6 protein-coding genes are annotated in these 7,822 nt (G+C 39.9%); 4 read left to right on the forward strand and 2 right to left on the reverse strand.

Going from position 1 to position 7,822, the window contains the following annotated elements:
• Together rlmD and QZZ35_RS07630 are read right to left on the reverse strand one after the other, a co-directional pair.
• A partial coding sequence (rlmD, locus tag QZZ35_RS07625) for a 23S rRNA (uracil(1939)-C(5))-methyltransferase RlmD (protein ID WP_291236857.1) occupies positions 1-1,343 on the reverse strand: 1,343 nt, incomplete at its 3' end.
• A 14-nt stretch (positions 1,344-1,357) separates the two neighbouring features.
• Positions 1,358-2,299, reverse strand: coding sequence for a 3'-5' exoribonuclease YhaM family protein (locus QZZ35_RS07630; protein WP_291236858.1), 942 nt, complete (start codon positions 2,297-2,299; stop codon positions 1,358-1,360).
• A 224-nt stretch (positions 2,300-2,523) separates the two neighbouring features.
• On the opposite strand from QZZ35_RS07630, the gene QZZ35_RS07635 reads away from it, so the two are divergent.
• The 4 genes from QZZ35_RS07635 to QZZ35_RS07650 form a co-directional block, all read left to right on the forward strand.
• A complete protein-coding gene (locus tag QZZ35_RS07635; RefSeq protein WP_291236859.1) occupies positions 2,524-4,899 on the forward strand; it encodes an endonuclease MutS2 in 2,376 nt (791 codons plus the stop codon).
• Positions 4,900-5,037: 138 nt separating this feature from the next.
• A complete protein-coding gene (locus QZZ35_RS07640) occupies positions 5,038-5,541 on the forward strand; it encodes a helix-turn-helix domain-containing protein (RefSeq protein ID WP_291236860.1) in 504 nt (167 codons plus the stop codon).
• A 4-nt stretch (positions 5,542-5,545) separates the two neighbouring features.
• The gene (locus QZZ35_RS07645; protein ID WP_291236861.1) at positions 5,546-6,295 is read left to right on the forward strand and encodes an ABC transporter ATP-binding protein; all 750 of its coding nucleotides are present in this window, start codon (positions 5,546-5,548) and stop codon (positions 6,293-6,295) included.
• Positions 6,252-7,822: putative ABC transporter permease subunit (locus tag QZZ35_RS07650; protein ID WP_291236862.1), on the forward strand; the 1,571-nt coding region annotated here is incomplete at its 3' end. The genes QZZ35_RS07645 and QZZ35_RS07650, both read left to right, overlap by 44 nt.

Genomic DNA, 7,822 nt, shown 5'->3' on the forward strand with positions numbered 1-7,822 from the left:
GTCTCCACATGCACGCTATGTGGAAACATATCAGTACATCGTACTTTTTTTACCTTATAACCATGATTACTCAAATAATTCAGATCTCTGGCCAGTGTCGCAGGATCACAGCTCACATAAACAATCGTTTCAGGGGCCATCTGAACCATACATGCAAGCAGTTTCTCGTCGCAGCCTTTTCGAGGCGGATCTACGACAATGACATCTGCGTACACACCATTTTTTTCATACTGTTCCGGAAGAACTTCTTCCGCTTTTCCCACAAAAAATTCCGCATTTTCAATATGATTCAGCCGTGCATTCTCCTGTGCATCCCGGATGGCTTCCGGAACGATCTCAACGCCATAAACTTTTTTTGCTGCCTGAGCTAAGAAAAGAGAAATTGTTCCAATGCCACAGTACAGATCCCACACTGTTTCTTTGCCTGTTAATCCTGCATACTCAAGTGCTGTCGCATAAAGCTTCTGTGTCTGAATCGGATTAACCTGAAAAAATGATAATGGAGAGATGCGATAAGAAATTTCTCCGATTTTATCTGTAATATAAGGCTGTCCCCAAAGACATTGAATATCTTTTCCCAAAATGACATTGGTATTTTCCCGGTTTACATTCAGACAAATACTTTTTATCCCGGGTATTTGTTTTAATCTTTCGATCAGCTCTGCCTCTTTTGGAATCTTCTTTCCATTAATGACGAGGCAAACCATAACTTCCTCTGTATACTTTCCTATACGTGTGAAAATATGGCGCACAAGCCCTTTATGAGATACTTCATCATAAGATGAAATATTAAATTCCTCCATCCACCTTTGAACAATACTCATAATCTGCTCATTTAAAGGATGCTGAATAAAACATTTGTCCAAGGGTACAATAGAATGGGTTCTTCCGGCATAAAATCCGGTAATGATTTTTCCGTCTTTATCTTTTCCGACAGGAAACTGAGCCTTGTTCCGATAATGCCACGGCTCCTCCATACCAATAATCGGCTCCATGACATAATCTCGGATCTTTCCGACTCTTTCCAGTAATCCACCCACTTTATTCTCTTTATACTCGAGCTGCTTTTCATAATCCAGCGGCTGGATCTGACACCCTCCGCAGGCTCTGGCTTTCAGGCATCGAGCTTCCACCCGGGCCGGTGAAGGTGTTACGATCTCCATTAACCTTCCATAACCATAATTCTTTTTCAACTTAATAATCTTCGCCTGAATTACATCACCAATAAGGGCATCTTTAACAAATAATGTAAAGCCGTCCACTTTTCCGATACCCTCACCACTGCTTCCCAAATCTGTAATTTCAAGTGTCACCAGATCATTCTTTTTAAAATTATCTTTCATTATCCACGCTCCGTCTATTTCGATGTTCTTCGAATGTTTGACTCAAACAGACGATTATATCCGATCCATTCGGATCCATCCATTGCACCGGCAAAAAATTCGGTCATTGTCTCCATCTTTGCGTCTGTATTATCTGCAAGATTCAATGCAAGTGCCTCAACCAAAGCCGGTTTCTTAGGAGAGCCATACTCTAATTCGCCGTGATGTGCTAAAATACAATGTTTTAACTCATTTGCAAGAACCTGTGGAAAGTTTGGTATATCACGAATCCGGTCGTGGATCATCTCAGTTCCTTTTACAATATGTCCGATCAACTGACCTTCATCTGTATAATCGTTCTCCGGAAAAAGAGACAGCTCCGTTGTCTTTCCGATGTCATGACACATAGCCGCTGTCAAAAGAAGATCACGATTTAAAATCGGATAACGTTTACAATAAAAATCGCACAATTTTGTCACACTCAGGGTATGTTCCAACAATCCGCCTACAAAACCATGATGGACGCTCTTTGCTGCGGAATGTGCTTTAAAACTTTTAATAAATTCCTTATCCTTCACAAAAAAACTGTCTAAAAGAGTTTTTAAATATGGATTCTTAATCGTCTGGATAATTTCTGCAAGTTCTTTCATCATTTCTTCAATATCAAACCGGCTTGTCGGAAGATAATCACGAATATCATATTCTTGTTCCTGTGTGCGGCGTACACGGCGCACATTGACCTGAAGAGCTCCCTGGAAACTTGTAATTAATCCATCCACTTTAATAAAATCCATCGATTCAAAATGTTCAATACCATTATTCAAATCCCATACTTTTGCATCCAGTGTTCCTGTTTTATCCTGAAGCAGCATGGAATAATAACTTTTTCCTGCCTTTGTTTTCAAATTTTGCTTGTTTTTACATAAATAAATGCCGGAGATATGATCTCCCTCTCTCAAATCTGCAATAAATCGCATAATATATCCTCACTTCTAATCTTCTTAAGGCCTCATGCCTTCACATAAATCATTATTCGTTTTAAAGTATACCATATTTCATTTTCCGATAACAGGATTTTTAAAATTAACATTCTCATTTGCGATAGAATAAGGTATAATGTGCCATAGGTAAACGCAGTTGTAAATTATTTGATTGCTTCCTGTCCATACTGCGAAATAAATTATGAGGTGACAAACTGTAAATGAATGAAAAAGCATTAAGAATATTAGAATATCCTAAAATTATTGGCAAACTGGCGGATTGTGCCACATCTGCCATGGGTAAAGATCTGTGTGAGAAACTTTTACCATCGACAGATTTAGGCGAGATCTGTCAGGGACAGATGGAAACAACCGATGCCTTATCCAGACTCTACGCCAAAGGCAGTATCTCTTTTTCAGGCCTTCGGGATATCCGCGGTTCTTTATTAAGATTAAAAGTAGGATCCAGCTTATCGATCCAGGAATTGATGCACATTGCATCTCTGCTTGAAACCGCACTCCGGGTAAAATCCTACGGAAGACGTGACAATGATGACCTTTCATCCGATTCTCTTGACGGATTTTTTAATGCCATCGAACCTTTATCTCCGGTATGCCGCGAGATACGACGCTGTATTTTATCCGAAGAAGAAATTGCAGATGATGCCAGCGCCGGTTTAAAACATGTGCGCCGTTCTATAAAACTGACCAATGATCGTATTCACAGTCAATTAAACTCCATGGTGAATTCTTCCTCCATGGGAGCCATGCTCCAGGATAACCTGATTACTATGCGCGGCGGCAGATACTGTCTGCCTGTAAAAGCAGAATACCGAAGTCAGGTTCAGGGTATGATCCATGATCAGTCTTCCTCCGGTTCAACTTTATTTATTGAACCAATGGCTGTTGTAAAGCTGAATAATGACCTTCGGGAGCTGGCTGCAAAAGAAAAAGAAGAAATTGAAAAAATTCTTGCCGAGCTGAGCAATCAGTGCGGTGAATATATTGAAGAATTAAGTACCAACGTCACTGTGATGACACATCTGGATTTTGTCTTTGCCAAAGCCAGTCTTTCCAGAAGCTACAGCGGCTCAGAACCGATTTTCAATGAAAAGGGCTATATTAATATCAAAAAAGGACGTCATCCTTTACTTGATAAGAAAAAAGTTGTTCCAATTGATATTTCCATTGGAAAAGACTATCGACTTCTTCTTGTTACAGGTCCGAATACCGGCGGTAAGACCGTTTCCTTAAAAACTGTCGGACTCTTAACTTTGATGGGACAGGCCGGACTTCACATTCCTGCATTTGATCATTCAGAACTATCCGTTTATGAAGAAGTATTTGCGGATATCGGCGATGAACAGAGCATCGAGCAGAGTTTAAGTACATTTTCATCCCACATGACCAATATTGTTTCCATCATTGAAAAATCCAATTACCGTTCTCTTGTCCTCCTGGATGAACTTTGTGCGGGAACTGACCCGACAGAAGGTGCCGCTCTTGCCATGGCCATCCTGAAGAATTTCCTTCGCCGTGAAGTGACAACGATGGCTACGACCCATTACAGTGAATTAAAAGTGTTTGCCTTATCCACAGAAGGAGCCTGCAACGCAAGCTGCGAATTCAATGTAGAAACTTTAAGTCCGACGTATCGCTTATTGATCGGCATTCCGGGAAAGAGTAATGCCTTTGCTATTTCAAGCAAACTTGGTCTTCCAAATTTTATGATTGAAGATGCAAAAAAATTCATTGATGCCAATGATCAGAGTTTCGAAGATCTTATATCCGATCTGGAATCCAGCCGAACGATTATAGAAAAAGAACGTCTTGAGATTGAAGCATATAAAGCTGAAGTTTCCAAACTGAAGGAAAAACTTGAAGCAAAACAGGACAATCTTGCAAAACAAAAAGAACGCATTCTCCGTGACGCCAACGAACAGGCACGAAAAATTTTACAGGATGCCAAAGATTATGCCGATCAGACAATTCGTGATATGAATAAACTGGCTGCCGGAAAAATGGATAATATGAAAGAGATGGAAAAGAAACGGTCTGCCGTCCGCGATAAACTTTCCAAAACCGATGAACGCCTTGCCCTTAAAAAAGAACAGGCCAGAAAAAATCGGCCTGAAGATTTCCATCCGGGAGACACTGTCCGTGTTCTCAGTATGAATCTCAAGGGAACCATTACCGGAAAACCAAACAGCAAAGGTCAGGTTGCCGTTCAAATGGGAATTTTAAAATCCATGGTCAATTTATCTGACCTGGAACTCCTCGATGAAGAAGTCATCAAAGCACCGACATTAAAGAAAACCGGTGCAGGAAAGATTAAGATGTCCAAGTCCGCATCCATCAGTACCAGCCTGAACATTATCGGAAAAACTGTAGATGAAGCTATGCCGGAAGTTGACAAATATCTTGATGATGCATATCTTGCACATTTAACTCAGGTGACGATCATCCATGGCCGCGGTACAGGAAAACTCCGTACTGCAGTTCACAACAAACTGAAAAAATGCCGTTACGTTAAATCCTATCGCCTTGGTACCTTTGGTGAAGGCGAGACCGGTGTAACCATCGTTGATTTTAAATAAACACAAGACTCTATAAAAAGTTTTATCCGCTTTTTGTAGAGTCTTTTTTACTTGACAATCCTATCAAACTATATTATTATCATAATTAATAATATTATTATTTTTGAAAATAATGGTGATTTTATGAATAAAGACTTTATGAAAATTATAATGAACCCTATACGCCAGCGTATCGTACAATATTTAATCATTCACGGCCAGGGAACAACGAAAGAGATTGGGGCGGAACTGAGTGATATCCCGCCTGCCAGCCTTTATCGTCATGTCAAAGTACTTTTTGACAACAATTGCATTGAGATTGCAGATGAGAAGAAAATCCGAGGAACGATTGAACGCACATGGAAACTCGCCCAGAATCCTATTGCTCCTGTGAGTCCGGAAGATATTGCCACTCTTTTTCGCTCAGGTCTGCTCTCACTGCTCGGAAGCTTTGAAAACTATTTTCTTTCCGAAGATGCAGATCCACAGAGAGATTTATTAAGCCTGACCACATCCACACTCATGCTTACGGATGAAGAATTCATGGATATGATGCAAAAAATCGGTAATATTTTTAATGAAGTTATATACAATCAACCGGGAGATGGAAGAAAACCTCGAAGACTTACTTTTATCTCCTCACCTTGTGAAAAGGAGGACTAGTGCGATGTTGAGTATTAAAAATCTTACAAAAACTTATAAGGGCGGTAAGAAAGCCGTCTCAAATTTAAATATTGAAGTAGAAAGCGGAGATATTTATGGATTTATCGGACATAACGGTGCCGGTAAGACAACAACAATTAAAGCTGTTGTAGGAATCATTGATTTTGAAGAAGGAGAGATTCATATTAACGGTATCTCTGTTAAGGACGATCCACTCGCATGTAAGTCCTGTATTGCCTACATACCGGATAATCCGGATCTCTACGAATATCTGACAGGTATACAGTATCTGAATTTTATAGCGGATATTTTTCAAATTTCAAAGGATGACCGTGAAAAACGTATTAAAACCTATGCGGATGCTTTCGAAATTACGAGTTCTCTCGGAGATTTAATTTCTTCCTACTCCCACGGTATGAAACAAAAGCTTGCCATTATCAGTGCCCTGATTCATGAACCAAAACTTATGATTCTGGATGAACCTTTTGTCGGTCTGGATCCAAAAGCTGCGTTAACATTGAAAAATATGATGCATGATATGTGTCGTAAAGGTAATGCGATCTTTTTTTCCACCCACGTTCTGGACGTAGCCGAAAAGTTATGCAACAAAATTGCTATTATTAAAAATGGTGAACTGATTGCATCCGGAGATATCCAATCACTGACGAAAGGTGAATCTCTTGAATCTGTTTTTATGGAGGTGGTTTCCAATGCTGAAACAAATTCAGAAACTGACAGCTCTGCAGCTGTGTAACCTGTTTGGAATCAATGAAGCCCGTTATACAAAAGATAAAAAGAAGAAAGATAACTTTATACTTTTAACTCTGGCCTGGATACTTGTCGGCGCAATGATTCTTGCTTATATTGCTCTACTGTCCTTCGGAATGATTGAAGTAGGTATGTCTGAAATTCTTCCTATGTACCTTTACATGATTACAAGTCTGATCATTCTCATATTTTCGTTTTTTAAGGCAGGCGGTGTCATTTTTCAGATGAAAAATTTTGAAATACTCTTATCTCTGCCCGTATCAAAAACAGCGGTTGTCATCAGTCGTTTTTTAAGTATGTACACAACGAATATGTTCATGAGTCTGCTGATCATGCTTCCAGGAACTATTATTTACGGCATATACAATCATCCCGGACCCTTATTTTATATTTTCATATTTATCGGTACCCTATTTCTTCCGCTGCTTCCAATAACTTTATCTACGGCTGTTGGTGCGCTCATTGCAGGAATCGGCTCCCGAATGAAACATAAAAATCTTGTGATTGCTGCCTTAACAATCATTTTTGCTATTGTTGTTATGGCCGGAAGTATGCTTTTGAGCGGCAATTCGGATACGATCACACCGGACATGATCCGGGATATCACCGACTTTATGACCGCCCAGATTAAAAGAATCTATCCACCGGCTGTATGGTTCGGAACTGCTGCCGTACAAACAGATTTCATCAGCTTTATTATGCTTATCGGATCTGCTCTTGTATTGTTTATATGTATGGTTGCTCTTGTTCAGAAATATTTTTTAACGATCTGCACGGCACTCAATGCAACGCATGCAAAAAATAATTATAAAATGCAGAGCTTATCCACACGTTCCGTTCTCAAAGCTTTAAGAAACCGTGAAATCAAGCGTTACTTTGCTTCCAGCATTTACGTCAGCAACACAATTGTCGGTTATATACTTATGCTTCTTGTTCCTGTTGCTATTTTATTTACGGGACCGGAAAAATTTGAAACACTCATCGGCTATCCGGGCATTGTTGTCCACGCACTCCCTGTTCTTCTCGGAATGATTGCCGCTATGGTTCCTATGACCGCCTGCTCCATATCCATAGAAGGAAAAAACTGGTGGCTGATGCAGTCACTGCCAATAAAAACAAAAACGATTATCGACAGTAAGATACTGACACATCTGACCATTGTCCTGCCATTCTATGTCGTGTCTGTTATTTTAAGCTGGATTGCTGTGAAACCGACGCTGATCAATGGGATATGGCTCATTTTAATACCTGCTGTCTATATTATTTTTTCATCAATTGCAGGCATTGCCGCCAATATACAATATCCTGTGTTCAACTGGGATAATGAGACCCGTGCTGTCAAACAGAGTGGTTCGATCATGCTTATGTTGTTAGTTGACTTTATTATAGGTATTCCTCCGATTTTTTTGCTTTTGATGGCAAAAACCATTCCTTCGAATCTTATTATGGCTGCAACGGCCCTGATTCTGACGGTTATGACCATTCGACTCTACTTATCCAATATCAGGAAATC

Origin of the sequence: Frisingicoccus sp., assembly GCA_016298055.1 — a bacterium.
GTDB lineage: Bacteria > Bacillota > Clostridia > Lachnospirales > Lachnospiraceae > Frisingicoccus.

What these genes read in the sequence shown, in the direction of transcription:
- QZZ35_RS07635 (WP_291236859.1), top strand. Translation starts at nt 2,524, where the DNA reads ATGAATGAAAAAGCATTAAGAATATTAGAATATCCTAAAATTATTGGC.
- QZZ35_RS07630 (WP_291236858.1), bottom strand. Translation starts at nt 2,299, where the DNA reads ATGCGATTTATTGCAGATTTGAGAGAGGGAGATCATATCTCCGGCATT.
- QZZ35_RS07645 (WP_291236861.1), top strand. Translation starts at nt 5,546, where the DNA reads ATGTTGAGTATTAAAAATCTTACAAAAACTTATAAGGGCGGTAAGAAA.
- QZZ35_RS07640 (WP_291236860.1), top strand. Translation starts at nt 5,038, where the DNA reads ATGAAAATTATAATGAACCCTATACGCCAGCGTATCGTACAATATTTA.